This is a genomic window from Halomonas sp. GXIMD04776, assembly GCF_049808615.1.
Classification (GTDB): domain Bacteria; phylum Pseudomonadota; class Gammaproteobacteria; order Pseudomonadales; family Halomonadaceae; genus Modicisalibacter.
In genome coordinates this window covers 173714-199380 of record NZ_JBNCAN010000004.1, presented here as the reverse complement: position 1 = coordinate 199380, position 25667 = coordinate 173714, and the positions used below count along the sequence as shown (strand labels likewise).

Sequence of the window (25667 nt, the reverse complement as noted above, 5' to 3'; positions counted from 1 at the left end):
GTCAGAGTGTCATGGCCGCTAGCCAGCCAAAGACGATCAGCGGAATATTGAAGTGCAGGAAGGTCGGTACCACCGTATCCCAGATATGGTCGTGCTGGTGGTCGGCATCCAGGCCAGCGGTGGGGCCCAGGGTCGAGTCCGAGGCGGGCGAACCGGCATCCCCCAGCGCCGCGGCGGTGCCCACCAGGGCGGTGGTGGCCAGTGCCGAGAAGCCGAAGCTCAGGCACATTGGTACGTAGATCGAGGCAATGATTGGGATGGTGGCGAAGGATGAGCCAATGCCCATGGTGATGAACAGCCCGACCAGCAGCATCACCAAGGCCGCCAGGGCGCGACTGTCGCCTATCAACGCCACGGAGCTTTGCACCAGGTCGGGAATCTCGCCGGTCGCCTTCATCACCCCGGCGAAGCCGGCGGCGGCGATCATGATGAATCCCACCATGGCCATCAGGCGCATGCCCTGGGTGAAGACGCTGTCCTGCTCGTCCCAGCGAACGATGCCGCTGAACGAGAGCAGCGCGAAGCCGGCCAGGCCGCCGAAGATCATCGAGCCGCTCCAGAGTTGTATGACCAGGGCAACCACCAGGGCGGCGATGATGATGCCCAGTTGCCAGCTTCGGAGCTTGGCGGGTTGCTGCTTGTTTTCCGCCTGGCCGTCGATGGGGCGATCCTCGTAGCGACGCTTCTTGCGGTAGCTGATGAAGATGGCAATGACGAGCCCCAGCACCATGCCCAGGGCCGGAATGATCATCGCCTTGGGCGGAGCGTCGCGCTCGATCTGGAAGTCGAGCGCTTGCCCGGCCTCGTTGATGTTGCCCATCAGGATGTCGTTGAGAAAGATGGTGCCGAAGCCGATCGGCGTGGTCATGTACATCACCGTGATGCTGAAGGTGATGGCGCAGGCCACGGCGCGACGGTCGAGCTGCAGGTGATTCATGACCACCAGCAGCGGCGGCACCAGAATGGGAATGAAGGCGATATGCACCGGAATGATCGTGCCCGAGGCAAAGCCGGCCAGGATCAGGCTGGCGAACAGGCCCCAGGTGACCATGCGCATGTGGGATTGGGTCTGTTCGCTGCCCTGAAAGGTATCGATGATTCGGGCTGAGAGACGCTGGGTGATGCCGGAGCGCGACAGCATCACCGCGAAGGCGCCCAGGGTCGCGTAGGCCAGCGCCACCGGGGCGCCACCGCCCAGGCCATCGTTGAAGGCCGTGACGATCTCACCGGCGGGCAGGCCGGCATAGAGGCCGCCAATGACAGCGGCGGCGATCAGGGCGAACACCACGGAGACCCGCATCAGGCTCAGGGTCACCATGATCAGAACGGCGAGTATGATTGCATTCATCTGTTTCCCTTATGTGTTGTGATTGTCGGGACATGGGGGATTGCAGCGTCAGGATGACGCGGGGTCTTTATTTACCTTATGCCGATCGACTCGGCAAGAGCGACGCCGGTATCAAGCCGCTCAAGGTGCGCTCTTCCAGCAGCGCGGTGGCGGCGTCGATGTCCGGGGCGAAGAAGCGATCCTTGTCGTAGTAGCGCACTCGCTCACGCAGCGCATGACGCGCCGTTTCCAGTGGCTCGGTGGTGGTGAGCCCTTCGCGGAAATCCAGCCCCTGGCAGGCGGCCAACCATTCGATGGCGACGGTGCCGCGCACATTGGCGGCCATTTCCCACAGGCGCTTGCCGGCGGCCGGGGCCATGGAGACATGGTCCTCCTGGTTGGCGGAGGTGGGCAGGCTATCGACGCTATGCGGATGCGCCAGGGCCTTGTTCTCGCTGGCCAAGGCGGCCGCCGTCACCTGGGCAATCATGAAGCCGGAATTGACACCGCCTTTTTCCACCAGGAAGGGCGGCAACTGGGACATGTTCTTGTCCATCATCAGCGAGATGCGCCGCTCGGTCAGCGAGCCGATTTCGGCGATGGCCAATGCCAGGTTGTCCGCGGCCATGGCCACCGGTTCGGCGTGGAAGTTGCCACCGGAGATGATGTCGCCTTCCTCGGCGAACACCAGCGGGTTGTCGGATACCGCGTTGGCTTCGACTTCCAGCACCGTGGCGACCTGGCGTATCTGGCCCAGGCAGGCGCCCATCACCTGGGGCTGGCAGCGCAGGGAATAGGGGTCCTGCACCTTGCCGCAATCGATATGCGAATCGCTGACCACGCTGCGTTCCCCCAGCAGGTGACGATAGGCGCTAGCGGCGTCGATCTGGCCCTGCTGACCGCGCGCCTCGTGGATGCGCGCATCGAAAGGTGAACGCGAGCTGAGCGTTGCTTCCACGGTCAGGGCGCCGCACACAGTGGCGGCGGCGTAAAGGTCTTCCGCCTCGAACAGTCCGCGCAGAGCATAGACGGTGGACACCTGGGTGCCATTGAGCAGTGCCAGGCCTTCCTTGGGCGCCAGTGCCAGCGGTGTCAGGCCGGCCACTTCCAGGGCCTGACGAGCGGGCAGCCACTCGCCTTGATGACGCGCCTGGCCTTCGCCCAGCAGTAGGGCGCTCATATGCGCCAGTGGCGCCAGATCGCCGGAGGCGCCCACGGAGCCCTTGAGCGGGATGCGCGGGTAGACCTCGGCATTGATCAGCGCGATCAACGCGTCCAGCACCTCGCGGCGAATCCCCGAGAAACCACGCGCCAGGGCATTGACCTTGAGTACCATGATCAGGCGTACCAGGGCATCGTCAATGGGGTCGCCGACACCGGTGGCATGAGAAAGCACCAGGGAGCGCTGCAGGTTCTCGAGCTGATCCTTCTCGATGCGGGTCTGGGCCAGCAGGCCGAAGCCGGTATTGATGCCGTAAACGGTGCGGTCTTCCTCCAGCACTTGATTGACGCAATCGACGCTGCGCTGGATGGCCGCGTTGGCGCTATCCGGCAAGCTGACCTGAACCGGCGCCTCGAACACCTTCCGCATCTGCGCCAGGGTCATGTTGCCGGGAGAGATTTCCAGACGATTCATCACTTGCCTCCACGATCGTTGATCATCGGCAGGTCGAGACCGTTTTCCTTAGCGGACTCGATGGCGATGTCGTAGCCTGCATCCGCATGGCGCATCACCCCGGTTCCCGGATCGTTGCGCAGCACCCGGCCAATTCGAGCGTGGGCGTCATCGCTGCCGTCGCAGACGATCACCACTCCGGCGTGCTGGGAATAACCCATGCCCACGCCGCCGCCGTGATGCAGCGACACCCAGGTGGCACCGCCGGCGGTATTCAGCAGGGCGTTGAGCAGCGGCCAGTCGGAGACGGCGTCGGAGCCGTCGCGCATGCTTTCGGTCTCGCGGTTGGGGCTGGCTACCGAACCCGAATCCAGGTGATCGCGGCCGATCACCACCGGCGCCTTGAGCTCGCCGTTCTTGACCATCTCGTTGAAGGCCTGGCCGAGGCGGGCGCGATCCCTGAGGCCGATCCAGCAGATGCGTGCGGGAAGCCCCTGAAAGGAGATACGCTCCCGAGCCATGTCCAGCCAGTTGTGCAGGTGCGGGTCGTCCGGGATCAATTCCTTGACCTTGGCATCGGTCTTGTAGATATCCTCCGGGTCGCCGGACAGCGCCGCCCAGCGGAAGGGGCCGATGCCCTGGCAGAACAGCGGGCGGATGTAGGCCGGTACGAAGCCGGGGAAGTCGAAGGCATTCGCCACACCTTCGTCCTGAGCCATCTGGCGGATGTTGTTGCCGTAGTCGAAGGTCGGGATGCCCATCTTCTGGAAGTCGAGCATGGCCTGAACGTGCACCGCCATGGATTGCTTGGCGGCCTTGATCACCGCCGCGGCCTCTGTCTTGCCGCGACTCATGTAGTCGTCCCAGGCCCAGCCGGAAGGCAGGTAGCCGTGCAGCGGGTCGTGGGCGCTGGTCTGGTCCGTGACCATATCCGGCTTTATTCCACGGCGCACGAGTTCGGGGAGTACATCCGCAGCGTTGGCGCACAGGCCGATGGAGACCGCCTGGCCTTCCTTGGTGTACTTCTCGATGCGGGCCAGGGCGTCGTCGAGATCATCCGCCTGCTCGTCGAGATAGCGGGTACGCAGGCGGAAGTCGATGCGGGATTGCTGACACTCGATGTTCAGCGAACAGGCCCCGGCCATGCTTGCCGCCAGGGGCTGGGCACCGCCCATGCCGCCAAGACCCGCGGTGAGAATCCAGCGGCCCGTGAGGTTGCCGTCATAGTGCTGGCGACCGGCCTCGACGAAGGTCTCGTAGGTGCCCTGGACGATGCCCTGGGAGGCGATGTAGATCCAGGAGCCGGCGGTCATCTGGCCGTACATCATCAGGCCCTTGCGATCCAGCTCGTTGAAATGCTCCCAGTTGGCCCAAGCGGGGACCAGGTTGGAGTTGGCGATCAGCACCCGCGGGGCGTCCTTGTGGGTCTCGAACACGCCCACCGGCTTGCCGGACTGGATCAGCAGGGTCTGATGATCTTCCAGACGCTGGAGGGTCTCGATGATCTTGTCATAGCATTCCCAGTCCCGGGCGGCGCGACCGATGCCGCCGTAGACCACCAGATCCTCCGGGCGCTCGGCGACATCCGGATGCAGATTGTTCATCAGCATGCGCATTGGCGCCTCGGTGAGCCAGCTCTTGCAGGAAAGCTCGGTGCCGGTGGGAGCGGCGATCTTGCGACTGGGGTCGTGGCGCTTGTCGTCGATGGACATGCTTATGGTCCTCAATAGTTAAAAGTGGGCTACCGGCCGCAGTACTGCTTCAGCCGTTCAGGGTCAGTTGATGAACGAGTCGCGCCGCCACCTTGGCGGTGCGATTGTCGATATCGAAATCCGGGTTGAGCTCGGCGATATCCGCGAGCCGAAGCTTGCCGCTGTCGCGGATCAAGTCGATCAGCGGTTCGAGCTGGGACAGCGACACGCCACGGGCGGCGGGCGCGCTGACGCCCGGCGCTTCGCTCGCCGGCAATACGTCGAGATCGATGGTCAGGTAGATGTGCTCACAGCGCGTGACGAAACGCTCCAGGTCCCGGGTGATGCTCTCGAGATGCACGGCGATGAACTCGCGGTCTTCGCGCACCAGCACCTGGAGATCCTCGGCGCGTTGGAACAGGTTGCGGGTGTTGCTGGCCCGGCTGACGCCCAGGCAGGCGTACCTGAACGGCCAGCCACGTTGTTCGCATTGCTCGGCGATCTGGGAAAAGGGAGTGCCGGAAGAGCGCACATGGCGCGGATCTCGCAGGTCGAAATGCGCATCCAGGTTGACGATGCCGATTCGCGGTGGCCAGTCGTGCTTGCTGCCTTGCGCTTCCACATGACGCGCGAGGCCTTGCCAGCTACCGAAGGCGATTTCATGGCCGCCGCCCAGCACCACCGGAAAATGGCCATCATCGAGTAATCCGGCAACACGCTCACCGAGACGCTGCTGGGCCTCTTCCAGGGCATCGCCTTGGCACACCACATCGCCGGCATCGAAGGCCGGGCCCTGGCGGTGCCAGGCCAGCGGCGCCAGGGCGCGGCGGATCGCTTCCGGCCCCTTGGCGGCGCCGACGCGGCCTTGGTTGCGCTTGACTCCTGCATCCGAGGCGAAGCCGAGCAGGGCGACGCCCTTGTCATCAGCTTGATCTATAGGCCGGATACGCTGGTGCCAACGCTCGCTGTTGGCTTCCGGGTCGGTGCGTCCGGTCCAGAAAGACATATCGATGTTCTCAGTAGCCATGAGAGAGCTTTCCCTGGAACAGGCGCTGACGCAGCCGACCGGGCTGCACCGCATAGGCTAGCTCCGCGGGACGCTGGATGTTCCACACGCACAGATCGGCGATAGCGCCCTCCGCGATGCGTCCCAATTCATTTTGGCCCAGTGCCTGGGCACCGTGAGCGGTGAGGCCGGCCAACGCCTCCCGGGGCGTCAAACGAAACAGGGTGCAGGCGAAGTTGAGCATCAGGCTCGGCATGAACAGCGGTGAGCTGCCCGGGTTACAGTCCGTGGCGACGGCCATGGGCACGCCGGCGTCGCGCAACGCCTGGATGGGCGGCAACTGCGTCTCGCGCAGGGTATGAAAGGCGCCGGGCAAGATGACGGCGACGCTGCCGGCCTGGCGCAGGGCCGCAATGCCCGCGTCGTCCAGATATTCGATATGATCCACGGAGAGCGCGCCGTAGCTTGCCGCCATGGCGGTGCCGCCCAGGTTGGAAAGCTGTTCCGCGTGGGCTTTGATGGACAGGTTATGAGCCTGGGCAGCCTGAAACACACGCTCGCACTGAGCCACGGAGAAGGCGATCTTCTCGCAGAAGACATCAACCATGTCGACAAGGTTTTCTGCAACAGCGGCCGGGATCATCTCGTTGCAGACCAGATCGATGTAGGCGTCGCTATTGCCTTCATATTCCGGCGGCAGGGCATGGGCGCCGAGCAGGGTGGTGACGACCCGGACCGGCAGTGCTTCGCCAAGACGCCGGGCAACCCGTAGCATCTTGAGTTCGTCTGCAACGTTCAGCCCGTAGCCGGACTTGATCTCCACGGTGGTCACGCCGTCGTCGATCAATGCCTGCAGCCGTGGCAGGGCTTTGTCGAAGAGCGCTTCCTCGCTGGCCTCCCGGGTGGCGCGCACGGTGCTGAGAATGCCGCCGCCGGCCTTGGCGATTTCCTCGTAGCTGGCGCCTTCCAAGCGCATTTCGAACTCGTCGGCACGATTGCCGCCGAAGACCAGATGGGTATGGCAGTCCACCAGCCCTGGCGTCATCACTCCGCCGCTGCCGGCCAGGGTGTAACCCTCGACGGCGGTAGCTTCGAATGCCTTCATTGGCTGGAGTGCCTCGATACGGCCATCGCGTACCAGGACGGCCATTGGCTCCGGCAATTCCTGCGTGCCATCGAATACCGTCGTGTCTTGCCAGAAAAGCCTGGTCACGTTGGTCATGGTGACTGGCCCCGTGGAGTGTCGAGTTATTGTATATACATTTAAAGGGTGCCGGTTTCAGCGTCAAGTACCGCGGCGATTGGTTATCTTGGTAATCGCTGGAAAAATCTACTGCAATTGATTAACTATTTGATCTATATAAATTTATATTCTTAAAACGACAAGAGCTAGACTTTGGTCGGGTAGGCGCTGGGCTGGGCGATGGCCGGAGGGTTGAATGATATCAACTGTATATACAATAAATATCAAGAACGATACGGGAAAGAAAGGTAATGGGTTGGAGAATAGATGGCGCTTGGTGGGCTATTTCCTATGCACCGAGGAACGCAGTTTGTAGCGGTCGCCGGGGTGCGTCAGGCGGGCATAGCTGATCAGTTGATCGCTGGACCAGGTACGTCGGGTCATCTGCAGGCAAGGGGTGCCGCTTTCGATGGCAAGCCACTCCGCGATCTGGATGTCCGGGAGTACCGCCTCGACGATATGCTCGATGTCAGTGATCGGACTTGCCGCAACCAGCACCTCGTTGGGTGTCCGTAGCGAGAAATCGGTATCGAGATAGTGGGGTACCCAGCGCGGATTGACGAAGCGGTTCTCGAGCTGGATCGGCACGTCGTTCTCGAAATGTACCAGCAATGTATGAAAGACACGGGTGCCTAGACGAACGCCCAGGCGTAGCGCCACTTCATCATCGGCCTCGATGGCCTCGCTGATCAGCACCTCGTTGCGATAGACATGGTCGCGACTGCGTACTTCCTCGGCAATGTTGGTGACGTCGAGCAACGAGGATTCTGCCTTGCGATCGGTGACGAAGGTACCCAGTCCCGGCTGGCGAACCAGATACCCTTGCTGCACCAGATCGCGGATCGCCTTGTTGGCGGTCATGCGGCTGACGCCGAAATCACGAGCCAACTGCTCCTCGGGTGGAATCTGATGGTGCACCGGATAGTCGCCATTGGACATCCTTTCCAGCAGATGTTGCTGAATTTGCAGATAGAGTGGGGAAGTACTGCCCATGGTCTGCGTGAGTCCTTTCGCCAGGAAGAGAGTGTTGCCTAGGGCCTGTTGACGTTTCATCGCGAACCGCGTTGCTGCATCAAAAAGTGTCAGTCAAGGCGCGAAGCGCAGGGAAGGGTTATTCCCTTTTCACGTTTCGCAACGCAGAATGGCGCTTTTTGCTGCGCAACCCGAAGGGCTGGGCCAGTTTTTATCCGCTGCTGCGTTAGTCGTCGTTCATTTGGAATAACCAAATTTCTCTCCTCCTGCCTTGCCCCGAATAAAAACTGGCGCCAGCGCGGCCGTGAATGAAACGTCAACAGGCCCTAGTCTACCCGGTGCCGGGCCTGCCAGCACCCCGCGCGATGGCTTGGCGAGTAGGCCGCCTCGCATGGTTTTAAAGCTCAAGCGGCGGCTGAATCGTGGCGGCAGCTACGCTAAGCTCGTTCGGAAAGTAAACCGCCCTTAAGAGGGTGTTTACAAAATGCCTGCACTCGGCAATACATCGTTGAAATTAAACTCAAAATACTCATTTACACTACGTAAACTGCGCTTTCTCATTCAATTTCGCCTTGTCTTGCCTTCGTTCGCCTGTTTTGTAAACACCCTCTAAGCATGAGGGTTCAATTTCTGCCGATGGATACACCCGCATGCGTGACTTGTTGATACTCTGTTTCGCTTACGCGATCAGCCTGTTTTATCGTGGCATGATCTCGGTGATCGCGCCGGAAATCTCGGCGGATCTGGCCATCGGCGAAAGTGGTCTGGGGCTATTGTCGTCGACCTTCTTCATCAGCTTTGCCGTCGCTCAGATACCCTCGGGGCTGGCGCTGGATCGGCTTGGTGCGCGGCTGAGCATCGGCCTGTTCATGTGGTTGGCGGTACTGGGCACGGTACTCTTTTCGATGGCTGAATCCTCCTCGCTTGCCTTTGTCGGGCAGGTGTTGATCGGCGTCGGCTGTGCGCCGATATTCACCGGAACGATGCTGTTTATCGGTCGCCATTATTCACCCGAACGTTTTGCCTACTTCACCGCACTGGTGATCGCGATCGGCAGCACTGGCGATCTACTTGGAACCACCCCGTTGGCCATGGTAACCGAATGGTTGGGATGGCGGTCTGCGTTGCTGCTCGTCATGGTGCTGGCAGCACTGGCGGCGAGCTGCTGCTTGCTGGGATTGAAGCCGGATCGGCCTGATAGCGTGAATTATTCGCTGAAAGTGATGTTGCGAGGAATGGCACGCGTCACGACGATTCGCGGATTGTGGCCGATCATCCCGATGTTTCTGGCCAGCTATGCGGTGTTGATGGCTATTCGTGGGCTCTGGAGCGGCCCTTACCTGGCCGAAGTATTCCAACTGGATACCGGCGAACGGGGCAATATCATTCTGGCGATGTCGATTGCGCTGGGTGTCGGCACCTTCATGCTGGGAGTGCTGGACAGGTGGTTGCAGAATACCCGGCGACTGGTGATCGTCACCTCGATATTGACTCTGGTTCCCTTGTCATTGCTGGCAATCTTTCCCTCCGAAGGGCCTTACTTTGCGATGTGGTGCTTCGTTGCAGTGGGGCTTTTCGGGTTCAACTACCCGCTATTGATGTCTCACTGCCGTAGCTTCCTGGCGCCGGCCTATCACGGCCGGGGGATGGCGTTTCTGACGGCGATGAGCTTTGTTGGCGTCGCGCTGATTCAAAGCGTCAGCGGTTGGATGATGGAAACGGCTGATGCCATGCAAATGGTCCCAAGCGAGCAGTATCGACTACTGTTCATCCTGCTGGCGAGCGCACTCGGGCTGGCGACACTGGCGTACTGGTTCAGCGAGCGTCAGGGCCGAGGGAACGAGCCGCTCAAATAGGCGCGGTTCACACTTTGTAAGAAAGCGGCGATTCCGCAAGCAGCCCACGACCGCCGGCCAGGGTCAGGGCCAGGTCGTTGAGCGCGTCCCACAGTGGAAGGGTAACGGCGCCCTTGATGGCCAGATCGATGCGCTGGGAGAACAGCAATAGCTTGTGCAAACGGCGATGGGGCAGGCGTTGCAGCGCCTGCTGGTAGTTGGGTCGGCGCTTGTCCGGGATCATCGGGCGCTGGGCCTTGCAGGCATGCTCCAGGCTCTGACCCTGATCGAGATGTTGTTGCAGCGAGAGCAGGGTGCGCAGTTCCCGGGTCAGTGCCCAGAGCACCACCGGCGCTTCGATGCCTTCGCCACGTAATCCCTGCACGATGCGCACCGCACGCTCACGCTCACCGCGCAGGCAGGCGTCGGTAAGCGTAAAGACATCGTATCGAGCATTGTCCTCGACACCGCTGGCAATGGCCTCGGCGTTGAGTCGGGCACCAGGCGGCATGATCAGGGCGAGTTTCTGCAATTCCTGATCCGCGGCAAGCAGGTTACCCTCGGTGCGCTCGCCGAGCAGCCGTGCGGCATCCATGTCCAGCTGTAGGCCGTGGCGCGAGGCGCGGTCGCGCATCCAGAAACCCAGGCGCTGATGATCCACCGGCCACACCGGTACGAACAGGCCGATCTTGTCCAGCGCCTTGAACCATTTGCTTTGCTGCTGTTTGTAATCCAGCCGTGACGCGGAAATCAGCAGGATGTCATCACTGTGCTTGGTTTGTTCCGCATAGGCCTCGAGGGCCTTGCCGCCTTCCTGGCCGGGTGACTGGTCTCCCAGGCGCAGCTCGATCAGTTTGCTCGAGGCGAACAGCGACATGCTGGCCGCGGATTCGGTAAGCCGCCCCCATTGAAAGTTGCCCTCCACATGGAGAACTTCACGTTCCTCGATGCCTTGTTTGCGGGCCGCAGCTCGCACTGCGTCGCAGGCTTCCATGTGGATCAGCGGCTCGTCGCCGGCGACGATGATTGCCGGTGGCAGGCGCTTGCCGATCGCGTCGGATAACTTGTCGGGAAATACCTTCATCAGAGCCGGTCCAGGGCGCTCAGTCGTTCCAGAAGCTGACGGATGGCATCGCGCTGAAGGGCTTCCACGGCCTGGCTCCGCAGGTCGTCACGTACCAGCAGGTTGCCATCGCTGGCCTGATAGGTGGTGACGACTTCGATGACTTGCTGATCCAGCACGTAGGCATCGTCGCTGCTGCGCTGCACCGAGAAGGGAACCGCCAGGTTCAATTCCACTTCTTCATAGTTTAGATCACCACCGCCCAGAGCGACGTCCTTCACTTCGGTGCTCCCGACGTTGAGACGCAAGGGGGCGTCATCGGTTAGCGTCACACCGTCACTGTTGAGACGGCGCTTGAGCTCATCGGTGAACGCTGTGGGGGGAGCGTTCAGGTCCAGGGTATCGAACCCCAGGGCTTGTTGATCGAGGCCACGGAGTTGAAAACCACAGCCGGACAGGGCCACCCCCGTCGTGCTCATGGCAAGCAAGCTCAGTGAACGAACGAGAAAAGTACGGCGCTTCACGAGCGGCTCCTTGTATCAATTGGCGACGATGTTGACCAGCTTGCCCGGGATGACGATGACCTTGCGCAGCGTCTTGCCCTCTATATGCCGCTGAACGTTCTCGTTGTCCATGGCCAGGGCTTCGATGCTTTCCTTGCTGGCGTTGGTATCCACCTCGATCCGTGCGCGCAGCTTACCGTTGACCTGGACCACCAGTTCGATGCTGTCCTTGACCAAGGCCGACTCGTCGATTGCGGGCCAGGCGGCGTCGATGACGGGCTTCTCGTGACCCAGCTCGGACCAGAGCGCATGGCAGGCGTGGGGCGTGATCGGTGCCAGCAGCAGCACACAGGCCTCGAGCGCTTCCCGTGCGATCGCAAGTCCCAGCGGGGAGGTATCCGTGAACCTGCTCACTTCGTTGGTCAACTCCATCACCGCGGCAATGGCGGTGTTGAAGGTGGTGCGCCGGCCAATGTCGTCACTGGCCTTCTTGATGGTCTCGTGAGTCTTGCGGCGGAGAGTGCGTTGCTCATCGTTCATGGCGTCGGTATCGAGGGCGCCGGGGGGGCCGACATTGATATGCTCGGCGACCAGCCGCCACAACCGCTTGAGGAAGCGATGCGCGCCCTCGACGCCTGAATCCGACCATTCCAGGGACTGCTCTGGTGGGGCAGCGAACATCATGAACAGGCGCACGGTATCGGCCCCGAAGCGGTCGATCATGGCCTGGGGATCGACGCCGTTGTTCTTCGACTTGGACATCTTCTCGATGCCACCCATCTTCACCGGCTGGCCATCGCCGTCAAGTACGGCGCTGATGGGCCGGCCCTTGTCGTCGCGCTTGACCTCGACCTCTGTCGGATTGAACCAATCCTTGCCGCCGTTTTCGGTTTCGCGATAGAAGGTCTCGGCGATCACCATGCCCTGGGTCAGCAAGCGCTGGAAGGGCTCGTCGCTGTTCACCAGGCCGAAATCCCGCATCAGCTTGTGGAAGAAGCGGGCATAAAGCAGATGCAGGATGGCGTGTTCGATGCCACCGATATACAGATCCACCGGCAGCCAGTAGTCCGCGCGTTCGTCGAGCATGGCCTCCAGGTTGTCGGCGCAGGCGAAGCGGGCGTAATACCAGCTCGATTCCATGAAGGTATCGAAGGTATCGGTCTCCCGGGTCCAGCCATCGCCGAGATCAAAAAACGCCGGCATCTTCTTGAGCGGGGAACCGCTGGCATCGACCTCGACTTCCATGGGCAATGCCACCGGCAGTTCGTCATCGGAGAGCGGTACGGTCTGGCCCTCGGGCCCATACTTGACCGGAATCGGCGCGCCCCAGTAGCGCTGTCGTGCGACGCCCCAATCCCGCAGACGGAAATTGGTCTTGATTTCACCATGGCCTTGGTCGGCCAGCCGCCCGGCGATGGCCTCGAAGGCCGCGTCGAACTCAAGGCCGTCGAAATCGCCGGAATTGATCAATTTACCATGTTCACTATAGGCGCCTTCGCTGATATCCGGCGCCTGGCCGTTTTCATCGGCGATGACAGGTTCGATGGGCAGGCCGTACTTGGTGGCGAATTCCCAGTCGCGCTGGTCGTGGGCAGGCACCGCCATGACGGCGCCGGTGCCGTATTCCATCAACACGAAGTTGGCGACATAGACCGGTACCTCGCGACCTGACAGTGGATGCACCGCCTTGAAACCGGTGTCCATGCCGCGTTTTTCCATGGTGGCGAGATCCGCTTCCGAGGTGCCGCCGTGGCTGCACTCCTCGAGGAAGTCTGCGAGCTCGGGATTATCCGCCGCCGCGGCTTTTGCCAGCGGGTGGCCGGCGGCGACAGCGACGTAAGTCACCCCCATCAGGGTATCGGGGCGGGTGGTATAGACGCGCAGCACGTCCGCCTCTTCGACGATGCGATGGCCGACGACATCAAAGGCCAGCTCCACGCCCCGAGACTTGCCGATCCAGTTGCGCTGCATGGTCTTGACCTGTTCCGGCCAGTCGACCTTGTCCAGATCGGTAAGAAGCTCATCGGCGTAGTCGGTGATCTTCAGGAACCACAGCGGGATTTCCTTGCGTTCGACCGGTGCGCCGGAACGCCAGCCGCGACCGTCGATGACCTGCTCATTGGCCAGCACGGTGTTGTCCACCGGGTCCCAGTTGACGGTGGCCATCTTCTTGTAGACCAGGCCCTTGTCCACCAGCTTGGTGAAGAACCACTGCTCCCAGCGGTAATAATCGACGTCGCAGGTGGCGAACTCACGACTCCAGTCGTAGGCGAAGCCCAGCGCCTTCAATTGCGCTCGCATGTAATCGATGTTCTGGTAGGTCCATTCCCCCGGCGGCACGCGATTCTTGATCGCCGCGTTTTCCGCCGGCATGCCAAAGGCATCCCAGCCCATGGGCTGCAGCACGTTCTTGCCCTGCATGCGCTGAAAGCGGGAGATGACATCGCCGATGGTGTAGTTGCGCACATGCCCCATGTGGAGTTTGCCGCTGGGATAGGGAAACATCGACAGGCAGTAGAATTTCTCGCGGGTCGCGTCTTCGATGGCCTTGAAGCACTGGTGCTTGTCCCAGAACTGCTGGGCGGATTGTTCGATACTATCGGGCGTATACTGTGTATCCATCGTTTTCGCGGGGCACCTTGCTTGAATTGTGAGCTTGGCCGTGTCTCGCCTGCAAGACGATAATACGCACCTACACAATATGTTAGACACGTATTCGGGCGGGTATTGGCAGCGTTTATACTGGCCCAAAGTCTACCCTAGACATGCGTCGGCAGGTAGGCCTGGTAAAGAAGCCATTGCCCGTGGCCACTCACATGCCAATATACGAACTGCTGCCCAAGTGACCGGTGGCGACTACGCTAAACGATAGAGGTGATGGAAGGAGAGTGTCATGAGCGAACAACACAGAGAGCATCGACTGCGCGATGCCTACGAACGTGTTCTGGAGCGAATGCAGGATGGTGCCGACGATCTCTCCTGGGACAATCTGCAGAAGGATCTTGATGAGGCGGTGGAATTCGAAGCCGAATTCGAGGAATTCACCCGGGACGAGATGGCGTTGTTACGCGCCTGGGTCGAGCGCGACCTCAAGGATTTGCGCAGCTATCTTGCCGCTGGAGGCAGCGGAGTCGCCAGTTGGCTGGGCATCGACCTTGATGTGCTGTCGCGCAAGATCACCGATGCGCTGTTTTCCGTCGCCGATCGCAGCATCATCGAGCGTGAACAGCTCAATGACGATCTCGAGGCGTCGCGAGCCGATTACGTGGCAGGTGAGATTGCCGCTCCTGGGCGGATGGCCTGCGTGCACTGCGGTGCCAAGGTGGTACTGGAGAGCGTCACGCGTCTGGAGCCCTGTCGTGAATGTGAGCATCGTTATTTCGAGCGCTCTCCAAGCACCTGAAGAGAGCCTGACGAATACCAGAAAAGGTACGCCATCACCGCGGCATCGATGATGGCGTCGTCCCGTTGTTAGAAGCGGGACCTGCTGCGGTGCCGACGCAACCCCGGCAGCAAAAACAAGGCGGCCAGCAGCCAGGTCGGCCAACTGCCGGTCGTGGTGAAGGGGGTCTGCCCTTGCATGGCGCGAACCTCGCCGCTGATGCTGGTCGTTTCGAAGCGCGGTGCCTGGTCGTTCACGTTCCCCTGAGGATCGATGATCGCCGTGACGCCATTGCTGGTGGCACGCAGGACGTAACGCCCGTTTTCGAGCGCCCGTAAGCGTGCCATCTGCATGTGCTGTAGGGGGCCGATGGAGTCACCGAACCAGGTGTCATTGGAGACGGTCAGCAGCAGTCCGGCTTGCCTGGCGCGTTCGGCGACCAGGTCCGGATAGATGATTTCATAGCAGATCGCACTGCCGATGCTCAGCCCTGCAGCGCGGATGGGCTCAGGCTCGGAGGCTCCTGAGGAAAAACTCGACATGGGCAGATCGAAAAAGGCGATGATGCCACGCAGCAGGCTTTCCAGCGGCATGTATTCACCGAAGGGCACCAAGTGCTCCTTGCGATACTCGCCTTCGACCTCTCCCACGCCGGTGATCGCATTATAATAGCGCCCGTCTTCGTCGCGCTGAACGACACCGGTGAGGAGCGTCGTACCCGGTGCCAGCGTCGCCTGGATTCGCTCGAGTATCGGTTCGGCCTGACGCTGGAACATCGGCAGTGCGGTTTCTGGCCAGACGATCAGATCGATTTCGTCACTCTGAGCTCGCGTCAACGCAGCGTAGGTGTTTGCCGCCGTGCGCTGTCCCTCGTCGGTCCATTTCATCAGCTGCGGAAGATTGCCTTGCAGCAGGGCGACTTGCCTTGTCGTCCCGTCAGGCGTTGTCCACTGCAGGGGTAACAAGAACGGTGCTAGCCACAGGGCTACCAGGGGGGCAATGGCCCACCAGCGCTGCTTGAGAAACTCCACGCCCAGGGTGCCGGTCAAGGCGGTCACCAGGCTGAGCAGATAGACGCCCCCCAAGGGGGCAAGAGGTGCCAGCGGCGAATCCACGTGAGCGCTGCCCAGTAGCAGCCAGGGAAAGCCGGTGAAGAGATAGGTACGCAGCACTTCCATGAGTACCCAGAATCCGGCAAAACTCAGAAAGGCCAGGCGTCGACCAGTGAAACGGCGATAGAACCAGAAGGGAATGGCGAAGAACAGCGCCAAGGTGACGGCAAACAGGGCCGTGAGGAATACCGCCAAGGGTACGCCGGTATAACCATAGTCGTGAATCGAGACGTAGATCCAGTAGGTGCCAGTGGCAAACAGCGCAACGCCATAACACCACCCTCGCAGGACCGCTTGACCCGGTGTTAGATCATGCAGGCCAACATAGACCAGCGCCACGGCGACCGGTCCTAGCCACCAGAGTTCGAAAGGCGAGAAGGTCAGGGTGGTCAATGCGCCGGCGATCAACGCAGCCAGGTAGCCCACCCAAGGGCGGGAATAGGACAGCATGGGGAGGACACTCCTTATTGATTCTCGCTTGCTAGGCTTTGTCCGAAAAGTATCTGCGCTCGTCTATACGGCGTTAAAAATTGGCTCGTGCGCGAGTCCGATCAAGATACTCATTTACACCGCGTAAACTCCGCTCTTGGACTCGCAACATCCATGTTGCTCGCTCTTCGAGCAGCAGAGCTGCCCAAATCGGCTATCCTGCCGATTTATCGCCAATTTTTGCTTTGTGACCCACATGGATGTGGGGAATGCATTAGCCCGCAGGAGCGGGCTTAGCGCTAGACTTCGCTCGCTGACTTTTCAGACGAGGCCTAGTCGAGCGTCTTCGCGGATGAAGGCCATAAGCAAGTTTTGGACGTGCCTCTTATACCAGAGCGCTCGAGCGATGACGACTGCGCATCAACCTTCCGCTTCGTCCAAAAGATCTGCGTCGGAGAGCTGCTCGGCCTGCAACAGGCGGATGCGCCGGTTGTCAGCACCCAGTACCGTGAAGCGCCAGCCGCTCAGATCGGTGTATTCGCCACGCCGGGGGAGGTGGCCGAAACCTTGCATGACCAGCCCACCCACGGTATCGAACTCGTCATCCGAGAAGTCCGTATCGAAACGCTCGTTGAACTCGTCGATAGGGGTCAGGGCGCGCACGGAGAAGGAGCCATCGCCCATATCGCGGATATCGTCGTCCTCGTCGGTATCGTGCTCGTCCTCGATATCGCCGACGATTTGCTCGAGGATGTCTTCGATGGTGACGATACCCGCGGTGCCGCCGTATTCGTCCACCACGATCGCCATGTGATTGTGGGTATCTCGAAACTCCTTGAGCAAACTGTTGAGGCGCTTGGACTCCGGAATGAACATCGCGGGTCGGATGACATCCTGTAGATCGACCCAGCGTCGCTCACCATCGCTTTCCTGCAGCATGGGCAGTAAATCCTTGACCAGCAGGATGCCCTGGACATCGTCAAGATTCTCGCCGACTACCGGGTAGCGCGAATGGCCGGTTTCGAAGATGACCGGCAGATAATCCTCGGGGCTCTGATCGACCGCGATGGCGGTGACCTGGGAGCGGGGAATCATCACTTCCCGCGTTTGCTGATCGCTGATCTGGAAGGCGCCTTCCAGGATGGTCATGGCGTCCGGATCCAGCCGCAGCCGAGCACCGGCTTCGCGTAGAAAGATCAGTAGCTCGTCTCGCGAGCTGGGTTCGTCTGAGTCGCTGAAAAATCCGCTGAACAACTTCTCGAGCCAGGATTTGTTGCCCTGGCTGCTCGATCGGTCTTCGCTCATGCGTCGGGTCTCGCATCCTCGTTACTTGAATAAGAGTCGCATTCGGTGCCTGAAAGCACATAGGGATCGGGAATACCCAAGGAGGCCAGGATATCGCGTTCAAGCGCTTCCATGTCCGCAGCCTCGGCTTCCTTCATATGATCGTAACCCAACAAGTGCAAAATGCCGTGTACGACCATATGGGCATAATGATCGGCCAAAGGCTTGTGTTGCTGAAGGGCTTCCCGAGCGACGACTGCATGGCAGATGACCAGATCACCCAGCAGGGGGATATCGAGCCCCGGTGGCGCCTCGAAGGGAAAGGACAGCACATTGGTGGGCTTGTCCTTGCCGCGGTAATCGCGGTTGAGAGTGCTGCTTTCGTCTTCCGTCACCATGCGTATGGTCAATTCGTCCTGGGCCTTGGCTGGATGATGGACCAGCGCAGCCTTGACCCAGCGCGACAATGTTTGCTGAGTCGGCAGGTCGGGGAGCGCATCGTCATCCAGGGCGATTTGCAGGTCGACCACAGGGCCGGGAGTGATGGTCATAGAGGAGAGGTCTGTTCGCTGCCATTACCGGACGACTGCTCGGCGCGACGTGCCTGATCCCGCGCTTCCTTGCGGGCGCGATCCTGAGCCTCCTGCTCGGCTTCGAACAGATCGTAGGCTTCGATGATGCGTTGCACCAGTGGATGGCGGACCACGTCCTTGGCGGCGAAATGCGTCACGCCGATACCCGATGTCTCCTTGAGCACATCGAGCACCTGAATCAACCCTGAACTCTGCCCCCGGGGAAGATCGACCTGAGTGACATCGCCGGTAACGACGGCGGTGGAGCCGAAGCCGATACGTGTCAGGAACATCTTCATTTGCTCGCGGGTGGTGTTCTGACTCTCGTCGAGGATAATGAAGGCATTGTTTAGCGTGCGTCCGCGCATGTAGGCGAGTGGGGCGATCTCGATGACCTGACGCTCGATCAACTTTCCGACCTGCTCGAAACCGATCATTTCATAGAGCGCATCATAGAGCGGGCGCAGGTAGGGGTCGATTTTCTGGGCCAGATCACCGGGCAGAAAGCCGAGCTTTTCCCCGGCCTCCACCGCCGGGCGTACCAGCAGGATACGCCGCACCTCCTCCTGATTGAGCGCTTCCACTGCCGCAGCAACCGCCAGATAGGTCTTGCCGGTGCCCGCCGGGCCGATACCGAAGTTGATATCGTGCTTGCGGATGTTGGCGACGTAGCTCTGCTGATTGATTCCTCGGGGCTTGACCAGGGCACGCGGAGTGCGAATGATCACGTCGCCTTCATCGATACCGCCTTCCTCTTCTTCCAGCGCCTCGATACCGGACTCCTGCAAGAATAGATGCACGGTCTCCGGCTCGAGATCGCCACTCTCGGTCTCACGGTAGAGATGCTCGATGATATTGGCTGCCGCTTTGACACGGACGCCGGGACCGGCCAGCTGAAAGGTATTGCCGCGATTGCGCAGAGTGACCCCGAGACGCGATTCGACCAGTTTCAGGTGTTCGTCGCGTTGGCCACAGAGGTTGGCCAGCCGCATGGGATCGTTGGGTTCGAGAGTTAGAGTTAGAATGCGATGCGCCTGAGAACCGTTATTGCTCAAGACAAGAGGATCCGTAGGTTGTGAGAAAAGATGTGGAACGATGAAAAGAGCTTACTGCCCCGACGGGGGTCGGGGCAAACCTGAAAACCCTAGTAAAGCTCGGGGGAGGCAAGCTCACCCCGCAGCGAATTTGGCAGCGCTTCATCGATGACGACGTCGACGAAGGCGCCGATCAGTTCCGTCGGGTTGGCGGCACGAAAGTTGACCACGCGGTTGTTCTCGGTGCGTCCGGACAGCTGGCCTGGATCGCGGGGAGAGAAGCCCGTCACCAGTATGCGCTGGGTCGTGCCCACCATGCGTCGACTGATCTGCATGGCGTTCTGGTTGATGCGCTCCTGAAGAATCGCAAGGCGCTGTTTCTTGGTGGCTTCCGGGGTTTCGTCTTCAAGGTTGGCCGCCGGCGTGCCGGGGCGGGCCGAATAGACGAAGCTGAAGGAGACATCGAAGCCGATACGCTGGATCAGATCCATGGTCGCCTCGAAGTCCGCGTTCGTCTCCCCAGGAAAGCCAATGATGAAGTCCGATGAAAAGCTGATATCCGGGCGCAGGGCGCGGATGCGCTCCATCTTCTCGATGTATTCCTGCGCCGTATGGCCGCGCTTCATGGCGCTCAGGATGCGATCGGAGCCGGACTGTACCGGCAGGTGAAGATGGCTGACCAGCTCGGGAATCTCGCCATAGGCCTCGATCAGGCTGTCGGAGAATTCCACTGGATGCGAGGTGGTGAAGCGGATACGGTCAATGCCGTCCACTGCGGCCACACAGCTGATCAGCTCCGCCAGATCAATCTCGTCGCCAAGCTCATTCTCGCCACGATAAGCGTTGACGTTCTGCCCCAGCAGATTGACTTCCCGCACCCCTTGTTCCGCCAGGTGGATGACTTCGTCCATCACCCCCTCAAAGGGGCGCGACACTTCCTCGCCACGGGTGTAAGGCACGACACAGAAGCTGCAGTACTTCGAACAGCCTTCCATGATCGAGACGAAGGCGGTGGCACCATCGGAACTCGGCTTGGGCAAGTGATCGAACTTTTCGATCTCGGGAAAGGTGACGTCGACGACGGAAATCTGGTCGGCGCGCTGGGAGTCGAGCATCGAAGGAACCCGATGCAAGGTCTGCGGGCCGAACACCATGTCGACATGGGGGGCGCGTTTACGCAGATTCTCGCCTTCCTGGCTGGCGACGCAGCCTCCCACGCCAATCACCAGATCGGGATTGCTCTGCTTGAGTTTCTTCCAACGACCGAGTTGGTGAAACACCTTCTCCTGGGCCTTTTCACGAATCGAACAGGTGTTGAGGAGAATGACGTCCGCCTCGCGTTCGTCATCGGTCAGTTCCATTTGATGAGATTCGCCGAGCAGATCCGCCATGCGGGCAGAGTCGTACTCGTTCATTTGGCAGCCATGAGTCTTGATGAAGAGTTTCTTCGCCATAGGGTATCAGCGCAAGAGCGCTCGATTTGTCCGTAGTAAAAAGGTGAATGCGCGACCGAGGATATAGCTGAATAGCCGAAAAATGCTGAAATGAATATTGTACGTATCGCTCCAGGTATTGACCAGTCTCGGCCCATGCTTCACCGGGGCGACCTTTGCCAGGACACCTTTGAGCGCGCGGCGGCTGTGGTATTCTAAGATGCGTGTTTCACGCCTCAGGGCAATCTCTCAATTGACGCAGCGCGTCTTACATCTGAACAGGGGCAGCATGGCATCCAAGCCGATCTATCGCGTGGTTTTTCATAACCAGGGGGAAATCTGGGAACTTTACGCTCGGGAGATCTTCCAGAGTGACCTGTGGGGGTTCATCGAGGTGGAGACCTTCGTCTTCGAAGATGCCTCGAAGCTGGTGGTCGACCCCTCCAGCGAGAAGTTGAGACGTACCTTTGAAGGCGTTCAGCGCAGCTATATTCCCCTCAACGCCATTGTGCGGATCGATGAGGTGGAGCGTGAAGGAACGCCCAAGGCGACCAAGGCCGAGGGCAAGGTGGCGGAGTTTCCGCGGGCCATGAATTTTCCGCCACGAGACGATGGCTGAGGAAACACTGAATAAATGTCTGCGCGGCTCAATTACAGCGTTGCGCGTTGCTCGGAATCCTCACATATACTGCATATGCTCCGGTTCCTGCGCTCCGGGCGCCTTGTCCTTGAACCGCTCGTCGATTTTTCAGCGCTTCCTAAGTGATCAAAAAATAAACAAATTGAGAGACTCCCGGACAAGACGCCGCTTTGAAAAAAACAGGAGACGTTTGTCCCAAGGCTTATCCACAGAATGTGTGGATGACACTGCTCGAAGGTGCTGTTGAATAGTGGGTCGCAGGAAAAATATTCTAAATCAATGGCCTGAGCTCGTGCTCTGCCGGTGATTGTTAACAAGGATGACGTGATGGCTAATGAATGGATCGAGCGCTGGCGTGAGGGCCGTATAGCGTTTCATAGGGACGAGACACACCCCCAGCTCATGCGTCACTGGCCCGCCCTGCACATTCCGACCGGAGGGAAAGTGCTGGTGCCGCTGTGCGGCAAGAGTCTGGACATGCGCTGGCTCGCACAGCGCGGCTATCCGGTGCTGGGAATCGAAATATCCTCCGAGGCCATCGAACAGTTCGTGTCGGAGGGAGAGGGCGAGGTGTCCCGTTATCATCACGGACCCTTCGATATCTGGCGCCAGGGGAGTGTGGAGCTCTGGTGCGGCGATTTCTTTCAGTTGCATATCGACAATACCCGTGAAATTCAGGCGTTCTACGATCGCGCCTCGCTTATTGCACTGCGTCCCGCAGCACGACAGCGCTATGCCTTTCATCTGGCCCAGTTGCTGTCACCGGGCGTCCGGGGTCTGATGATTACCATCACGCGCAGCATTCTGCCGGAGAAAGGGCCTCCCTATCACGTCGAGTCCGATGAGGTGCGGTTACTGTTCACCCCCAATTTCGAGCTTGAATTGCTTGATGTTCTGCCACCGAATGAGCTGGGTTTCAGCGAGCATATCTGGTCGCTGGTCAGGCGAGGGCCAAGCGAAGAATAACCGTGCAAAAAACGCGAGCCTTGGGAGATCACGTTGACCGTCATCCCAAGGCTCGCATCGTCATGATGGCGGGCGTCGAATCAGCGTGCCAGCAGATTGCCGATTTGTGGATCGTTGAAGGTGCGCTGGAGTGCCCGGCTCAAGAGGTCGTTGACCATGGCGGTATTGTTCTCGCGATTGGGCTTCAACGCATACTCCTGATCACGTTTGGCGGTATAAGTGCCGGTGTAGGTTTGGCGCTCATTGCTGGCAACTGCCCGAAAGCGTGCCAGCAACACGGCCTTGTCGAGCATTGGCTTACCCTCGGTTTTTTGATAGCTGAGATCGGTCAGGGTCAAAATCAGGCTGGGGCGGTTCGGGGCTGGCTCGGAGGTGGGGTTGAACCCCATCTGGGATAACGCCACTTCAGCTTGGTTCTTCAATTTGGGCATCAGATCGTAGGCTTCGACACTGATCACGGCGGTGGACATGGCCGAGCCACTGCGGGTGCCCAGCACATCCGATTCACGCCCGTCGACGACATCCAGCGTCACGCTTTGACCGTTGCCGACTTGCGGAAGATCCTGGCCGACATTGGGCTCTACCTGAAGATAGTGTGGACTCTGCGCGCAGCCGGCCATCAGCAAAAAGCCTGTCAGCAAGCCTAGAAATGGGGCCGTTCTGAAAATCCGCATTCCCTGTTCTCCTTGTGTGAAATACCTTGTGTGCAATAAATAAAAGTGCCGCTCGAAAGCGTAACGAGCGGCAGTATAACGTTGAAGACCTGATGACGAGAAAGGAGCTTCAAGACTTCACGAGACGATTTCCGCCTGCTGCCCCTGCGTCTCGGCTTCGCCAAAACGATGCCAGCGTCGGGGCTCAACGAATAGCCGCTGGCCACGTTTGATGCTCAGGCGCTCGAAATCGGCATGGCGTACCGTGGCGAGCCAGGGTTCCGGCAGCCAGTCGGCTACCAGCTCGACACGCACCTCGGCGCCGATGGGCGAGGCGGCGGTGACGGTGACCGGCAGTTGTGCATGTGCGCTTGGTTGCTCGAGTAGCTTGAGTTCATGCGGACGCATCAGCAGCTCCTGGTGACCATCGGGAAGCTCGACGGAAAGCCGCGCATCACCGCAGGTCAATTCGCCGTCGCGCACGTTGCCCTCCAGGCGATTGACGTCGCCGAGGAACTCGAAGACGAAGCGATTGGCCGGCTGGCGGTAGAGGGTGTCCGGGTCGTCGATCTGCTCGATGCGCCCGTTGCTCATCACCACCACCCGATCGGACAGCTCCAGGGCTTCCTCCTGATCATGGGTGACGAACACGCTGGTGAATCCCAGTTCATCATGTAGATGACGCAGCCAGCGGCGCAGTTCCTGGCGCACCTTGGCATCCAGTGCCCCGAAGGGCTCATCGAGCAGCAGCACATCGGGCTTCAGCGCCAGGGCGCGGGCCAGGGAGACCCGCTGCTGCTGGCCGCCGGAGAGCTGCGCCGGATAACGGTTGGCGAATTCCTCGAGACGCACCATTTCCAATAGCCGGTTGACTCGCGCACGAATCTCGCCAGTGGACGGCCGACTGCGGCGTGGCAGGGCGGTCAGGCCGAAGGCGACGTTGTCGAACACGCTCATGTGGCGAAACAGCGCATAATGCTGGAAGACGAAGCCGATGCGCCGGTCGCGCACATGCACGTTGGTTACGTCGCGTTCGCCGAAGTGGATCGAACCCCCGGGGGCGCGATCGGCCTGTTCCAGACCGGCGATGATCCGCAACAGCGTGGTCTTGCCGGAACCGGACGGCCCGAGCAGGCCGACCAGTTCGCCGTCGGCGATGTCCAGGTCCAGCGGTTCCAGCGCCGTGGTACGCCCGAAGGTCTTGGCGATGTTCGTCAGGCGAATGCTCATCGGAATTGCTCCCGGCGCGTGGCGCGCCATTCGAGGCCGGCCTTGGCGGCCAGGGTGAACAGGGCGATCAGGGCCAGCAGGGCGGCGGCGGTGAAGGCGCCGACGGTGTTGTAGTCCTGATACAGCAGTTCGACATGCAGCGGCAGGGTATTGGTTTCCCCGCGAATCGAGCCGGAGACCACGGAAACGGCGCCGAATTCGCCCACCGCCCGGGCGTTGGTGAGGATCACGCCATACAGCAATGCCCACTTGATGTTGGGCAGCGTGACCCGACGAAAGATCGTGAAGCCGGAGGCACCCAGGGTGACCGCCGCTTCCTCTTCCCGCGCCCCCTGGGCCTGCATCAGCGGGATCAACTCCCGGGCAACGAAGGGGCAGGTGACGAAGATGGTCACCAGCACGATGCCCGGCCAGGCGAACATCAATTGGATGTCGTAGCCGTCCAGCCAGCTGCCGACCCAGCCGCTGCTGCCGTAAAGCAGCAGATAGACCAGACCCGCCACCACCGGCGATACTGCGAAGGGGATGTCGATCAGCGTCTGCAGCAGGCGCCGACCGGGAAAAGTGAAGCGCGTCACCAGCCAGGCCAGGAACACGCCGAACACCAGATTCACGGGGATGGTCAAGGCCGTGACCAGCAGGGTCAGACCGATCGCCGCCAGGGTGTAGTCATCGCTCAGGTTGTTCCAGAAAATCGCCACGCCTTCGGCGAAGGCCTGAGCGAAGATCGCCACCAATGGCAGCAGCAGAAAGAGCACCGACAGGGCAACCGCCAGGCCGACCAGGAGCCGGCGTGTACGGGGCGCGTCACCGATACGTTGCATCAGCCCTTGCCCCCATGCAGCCGACGAATGAAACGGCCCTGCCACAGATTCAGCGCGAGCAGCAGCAGCAGCGAGACTGCCAGCACCACCGAGGCGATGGCCGAGGCGCCGACGTAATCGTATTCCTGCAGCTTGACGAAGATCATCAAAGAGGTGATCTCAGTCTCGTAAGGCATGTTGCCGGCAATGAAGATCACTGCACCGAATTCCCCCAGGGAACGCACGAAGGCAAGCCCCGTGCCGGTGACCAGAGCCGGCCACAGGTGCGGCAGGATCACCCGGCGAAACGCCAGACCGTCGCTGGCGCCCAGGGTCAGCGCGGCCTCGTCGATCTCATTGGGCAGGTCTTCCAGCACCGGCTGTACCGTGCGCACCACGAAGGGGATGCTGGTGAACGCCATGGCAAGCGCAATGCCGACCCAGGTATAGGCGATCTCGATGCCCAGGGGTTCGAGCAACTTGCCCATGAAACCGCTGCTTGAGTACATGGTCGCCAGGGTAATCCCGGCTACTGCCGTGGGCAGGGCAAAGGGCAGGTCCATCAGCGCATCCAGCAGGCGTTTGCCCGGGAAGTCGTAACGCACCAGCACCCAGGCCATCAGCAGGCCGAACAGGGCATTGACGATGGCCGCCACCGCCGCCGCACCGATGGTGATCAGGTAGCTGGCCACCACCCGCTCTTCCGTGATGATCGCCCAGTACTCCGCCAGGCTGAGCCCGGCCAGCTGGCCGACCAGGCTGGTCATGGGCAGCAGCAGCACCAGAGAGACGAACAGCAGGGTGATGCCCAGGGAGAGACCGAACCCCGGTAGTACCCTTTTTGGGGCGGTGCCCGTGAACGTCGCGATCATGC

22 protein-coding genes are annotated in these 25667 nt (G+C 60.6%); 4 read left to right on the top strand and 18 right to left on the bottom strand.

Translation table 11 applies throughout. The features are described from left to right. Position 1: 1 nt before the first annotated feature. The 6 genes from ACPF7Z_RS04260 to hutC all read right to left on the bottom strand — a co-directional run bounded on the left by ACPF7Z_RS04260 (position 2) and on the right by hutC (position 7875). Entirely contained in the window at positions 2-1348 is a 1347-nt protein-coding gene (locus ACPF7Z_RS04260) for a Na+/H+ antiporter family protein (protein ID WP_425191921.1), read from the bottom strand. Between the two features lie 76 nt (positions 1349-1424). Beyond that, the gene (hutH, locus tag ACPF7Z_RS04255; protein WP_425191920.1) at positions 1425-2963 is read right to left on the bottom strand and encodes a histidine ammonia-lyase; all 1539 of its coding nucleotides are present in this window, start codon (positions 2961-2963) and stop codon (positions 1425-1427) included. After that, on the bottom strand, positions 2963-4654 hold the full coding sequence (gene hutU, locus ACPF7Z_RS04250) for a urocanate hydratase (protein ID WP_425191919.1): 1692 nt from the start codon (positions 4652-4654) through the stop codon (positions 2963-2965). Before hutU ends, hutH begins: the two co-directional genes overlap by 1 nt. Before the next feature lie 49 nt (positions 4655-4703). After that, positions 4704-5660, bottom strand: a complete 957-nt coding sequence (gene hutG / locus ACPF7Z_RS04245) for a formimidoylglutamase (protein ID WP_425191918.1) — start codon at positions 5658-5660, stop codon at positions 4704-4706. Further along, positions 5650-6861, bottom strand: a complete 1212-nt coding sequence (gene hutI / locus ACPF7Z_RS04240) for an imidazolonepropionase (protein WP_425191917.1) — start codon at positions 6859-6861, stop codon at positions 5650-5652. Before hutI ends, hutG begins: the two co-directional genes overlap by 11 nt. Positions 6862-7164: 303 nt before the next feature. Beyond that, on the bottom strand, positions 7165-7875 hold the full coding sequence (hutC, locus tag ACPF7Z_RS04235; RefSeq protein ID WP_425191938.1) for a histidine utilization repressor: 711 nt from the start codon (positions 7873-7875) through the stop codon (positions 7165-7167). A gap of 629 nt (positions 7876-8504) precedes the next feature. Here hutC and ACPF7Z_RS04230 point away from each other — a divergent pair. Further along, a complete protein-coding gene (locus ACPF7Z_RS04230) occupies positions 8505-9710 on the top strand; it encodes an MFS transporter (protein ID WP_425191916.1) in 1206 nt (401 codons plus the stop codon). Between the two features lie 7 nt (positions 9711-9717). Here ACPF7Z_RS04230 and holA read toward each other — a convergent pair whose 3' ends face one another. Genes holA through leuS form a run of 3 tightly spaced genes read right to left on the bottom strand, consistent with a single transcriptional unit; the run spans position 9718 to position 13877 of the window. Further along, on the bottom strand, positions 9718-10773 hold the full coding sequence (gene holA, locus ACPF7Z_RS04225) for a DNA polymerase III subunit delta (protein ID WP_425191915.1): 1056 nt from the start codon (positions 10771-10773) through the stop codon (positions 9718-9720). After that, positions 10773-11276, bottom strand: coding sequence for an LPS assembly lipoprotein LptE (gene lptE / locus ACPF7Z_RS04220; RefSeq protein WP_425191914.1), 504 nt, complete (start codon positions 11274-11276; stop codon positions 10773-10775). The genes holA and lptE overlap by 1 nt, the downstream gene beginning before the upstream one ends. A gap of 15 nt (positions 11277-11291) precedes the next feature. Beyond that, positions 11292-13877 carry a leucine--tRNA ligase gene (leuS, locus tag ACPF7Z_RS04215; RefSeq protein WP_425191913.1) on the bottom strand — a complete coding sequence of 862 codons (2586 nt, stop codon included), beginning with the start codon at positions 13875-13877 and terminating at the stop codon, positions 11292-11294. Between the two features lie 271 nt (positions 13878-14148). Here leuS and ACPF7Z_RS04210 point away from each other — a divergent pair, with 271 nt between their 5' ends. Further along, positions 14149-14658, top strand: a complete 510-nt coding sequence (locus ACPF7Z_RS04210) for a zinc ribbon-containing protein (protein ID WP_425191912.1) — start codon at positions 14149-14151, stop codon at positions 14656-14658. 68 nt (positions 14659-14726) lie between these two features. Here ACPF7Z_RS04210 and lnt read toward each other — a convergent pair whose 3' ends face one another. From lnt to miaB, 5 genes are all read right to left on the bottom strand, one after another. Then, complete coding sequence (lnt, locus tag ACPF7Z_RS04205) at positions 14727-16199, bottom strand: apolipoprotein N-acyltransferase (RefSeq protein WP_425191911.1); 1473 nt, start codon at positions 16197-16199, stop codon at positions 14727-14729. A 399-nt stretch (positions 16200-16598) separates the two neighbouring features. After that, positions 16599-17483 carry an HlyC/CorC family transporter gene (locus ACPF7Z_RS04200; RefSeq protein WP_425191910.1) on the bottom strand — a complete coding sequence of 295 codons (885 nt, stop codon included), beginning with the start codon at positions 17481-17483 and terminating at the stop codon, positions 16599-16601. Beyond that, on the bottom strand, positions 17480-18013 hold the full coding sequence (ybeY, locus tag ACPF7Z_RS04195) for an rRNA maturation RNase YbeY (RefSeq protein WP_425191909.1): 534 nt from the start codon (positions 18011-18013) through the stop codon (positions 17480-17482). The genes ACPF7Z_RS04200 and ybeY overlap by 4 nt, the downstream gene beginning before the upstream one ends. Continuing rightward, on the bottom strand, positions 18010-19026 hold the full coding sequence (locus ACPF7Z_RS04190; RefSeq protein ID WP_425191937.1) for a PhoH family protein: 1017 nt from the start codon (positions 19024-19026) through the stop codon (positions 18010-18012). The genes ybeY and ACPF7Z_RS04190 overlap by 4 nt, the downstream gene beginning before the upstream one ends. A 152-nt stretch (positions 19027-19178) precedes the next feature. After that, on the bottom strand, positions 19179-20522 hold the full coding sequence (miaB, locus tag ACPF7Z_RS04185; RefSeq protein WP_425191908.1) for a tRNA (N6-isopentenyl adenosine(37)-C2)-methylthiotransferase MiaB: 1344 nt from the start codon (positions 20520-20522) through the stop codon (positions 19179-19181). A 268-nt stretch (positions 20523-20790) separates the two neighbouring features. Here miaB and ACPF7Z_RS04180 point away from each other — a divergent pair, with 268 nt between their 5' ends. Together ACPF7Z_RS04180 and ACPF7Z_RS04175 are read left to right on the top strand one after the other, a co-directional pair. Next, a complete protein-coding gene (locus ACPF7Z_RS04180) occupies positions 20791-21120 on the top strand; it encodes a DUF1820 family protein (protein WP_425191907.1) in 330 nt (109 codons plus the stop codon). A 348-nt stretch (positions 21121-21468) separates the two neighbouring features. Continuing rightward, positions 21469-22107 (top strand): thiopurine S-methyltransferase, encoded by a 639-nt coding sequence (locus tag ACPF7Z_RS04175; RefSeq protein WP_425191906.1) that lies wholly within the window; start codon positions 21469-21471, stop codon positions 22105-22107. 80 nt (positions 22108-22187) lie between these two features. Here ACPF7Z_RS04175 and ACPF7Z_RS04170 read toward each other — a convergent pair whose 3' ends face one another. The 4 genes from ACPF7Z_RS04170 to cysT all read right to left on the bottom strand — a co-directional run bounded on the left by ACPF7Z_RS04170 (position 22188) and on the right by cysT (position 25665). Continuing rightward, a complete protein-coding gene (locus ACPF7Z_RS04170) occupies positions 22188-22781 on the bottom strand; it encodes a YajG family lipoprotein (protein WP_425191905.1) in 594 nt (197 codons plus the stop codon). A 117-nt stretch (positions 22782-22898) separates the two neighbouring features. After that, positions 22899-23990: a sulfate/molybdate ABC transporter ATP-binding protein gene (locus ACPF7Z_RS04165; RefSeq protein WP_425191904.1), complete on the bottom strand. Its 1092-nt coding sequence runs from the start codon at positions 23988-23990 to the stop codon at positions 22899-22901. Next, entirely contained in the window at positions 23987-24814 is an 828-nt protein-coding gene (gene cysW / locus ACPF7Z_RS04160) for a sulfate ABC transporter permease subunit CysW (protein WP_425191903.1), read from the bottom strand. Before cysW ends, ACPF7Z_RS04165 begins: the two co-directional genes overlap by 4 nt. Further along, a complete protein-coding gene (gene cysT / locus ACPF7Z_RS04155) occupies positions 24814-25665 on the bottom strand; it encodes a sulfate ABC transporter permease subunit CysT (protein WP_425191902.1) in 852 nt (283 codons plus the stop codon). The genes cysW and cysT overlap by 1 nt, the downstream gene beginning before the upstream one ends. Between the last annotated feature and the right edge of the window lie 2 nt (positions 25666-25667).

Bases quoted from the DNA above. Each gene is read 5' to 3' on its own strand.
- ACPF7Z_RS04260 (WP_425191921.1), bottom strand. From the start codon at position 1,348: ATGAATGCAATCATACTCGCCGTTCTGATCATGGTGACCCTGAGCCTG.
- hutH (WP_425191920.1), bottom strand. From the start codon at position 2,963: ATGAATCGTCTGGAAATCTCTCCCGGCAACATGACCCTGGCGCAGATG.
- hutU (WP_425191919.1), bottom strand. From the start codon at position 4,654: ATGTCCATCGACGACAAGCGCCACGACCCCAGTCGCAAGATCGCCGCT.
- hutG (WP_425191918.1), bottom strand. From the start codon at position 5,660: ATGGCTACTGAGAACATCGATATGTCTTTCTGGACCGGACGCACCGAC.
- hutI (WP_425191917.1), bottom strand. From the start codon at position 6,861: ATGACCAACGTGACCAGGCTTTTCTGGCAAGACACGACGGTATTCGAT.
- hutC (WP_425191938.1), bottom strand. From the start codon at position 7,875: ATGGGCAGTACTTCCCCACTCTATCTGCAAATTCAGCAACATCTGCTG.
- ACPF7Z_RS04230 (WP_425191916.1), top strand. From the start codon at position 8,505: ATGCGTGACTTGTTGATACTCTGTTTCGCTTACGCGATCAGCCTGTTT.
- holA (WP_425191915.1), bottom strand. From the start codon at position 10,773: ATGAAGGTATTTCCCGACAAGTTATCCGACGCGATCGGCAAGCGCCTG.
- leuS (WP_425191913.1), bottom strand. From the start codon at position 13,877: ATGGATACACAGTATACGCCCGATAGTATCGAACAATCCGCCCAGCAG.
- ACPF7Z_RS04210 (WP_425191912.1), top strand. From the start codon at position 14,149: ATGAGCGAACAACACAGAGAGCATCGACTGCGCGATGCCTACGAACGT.
- lnt (WP_425191911.1), bottom strand. From the start codon at position 16,199: ATGCTGTCCTATTCCCGCCCTTGGGTGGGCTACCTGGCTGCGTTGATC.
- ACPF7Z_RS04200 (WP_425191910.1), bottom strand. From the start codon at position 17,483: ATGAGCGAAGACCGATCGAGCAGCCAGGGCAACAAATCCTGGCTCGAG.
- ybeY (WP_425191909.1), bottom strand. From the start codon at position 18,013: ATGACCATCACTCCCGGCCCTGTGGTCGACCTGCAAATCGCCCTGGAT.
- ACPF7Z_RS04190 (WP_425191937.1), bottom strand. From the start codon at position 19,026: ATGCGGCTGGCCAACCTCTGTGGCCAACGCGACGAACACCTGAAACTG.
- miaB (WP_425191908.1), bottom strand. From the start codon at position 20,522: ATGGCGAAGAAACTCTTCATCAAGACTCATGGCTGCCAAATGAACGAG.
- ACPF7Z_RS04180 (WP_425191907.1), top strand. From the start codon at position 20,791: ATGGCATCCAAGCCGATCTATCGCGTGGTTTTTCATAACCAGGGGGAA.
- ACPF7Z_RS04175 (WP_425191906.1), top strand. From the start codon at position 21,469: ATGGCTAATGAATGGATCGAGCGCTGGCGTGAGGGCCGTATAGCGTTT.
- ACPF7Z_RS04170 (WP_425191905.1), bottom strand. From the start codon at position 22,781: ATGCGGATTTTCAGAACGGCCCCATTTCTAGGCTTGCTGACAGGCTTT.
- ACPF7Z_RS04165 (WP_425191904.1), bottom strand. From the start codon at position 23,990: ATGAGCATTCGCCTGACGAACATCGCCAAGACCTTCGGGCGTACCACG.
- cysW (WP_425191903.1), bottom strand. From the start codon at position 24,814: ATGCAACGTATCGGTGACGCGCCCCGTACACGCCGGCTCCTGGTCGGC.
- cysT (WP_425191902.1), bottom strand. From the start codon at position 25,665: ATGATCGCGACGTTCACGGGCACCGCCCCAAAAAGGGTACTACCGGGG.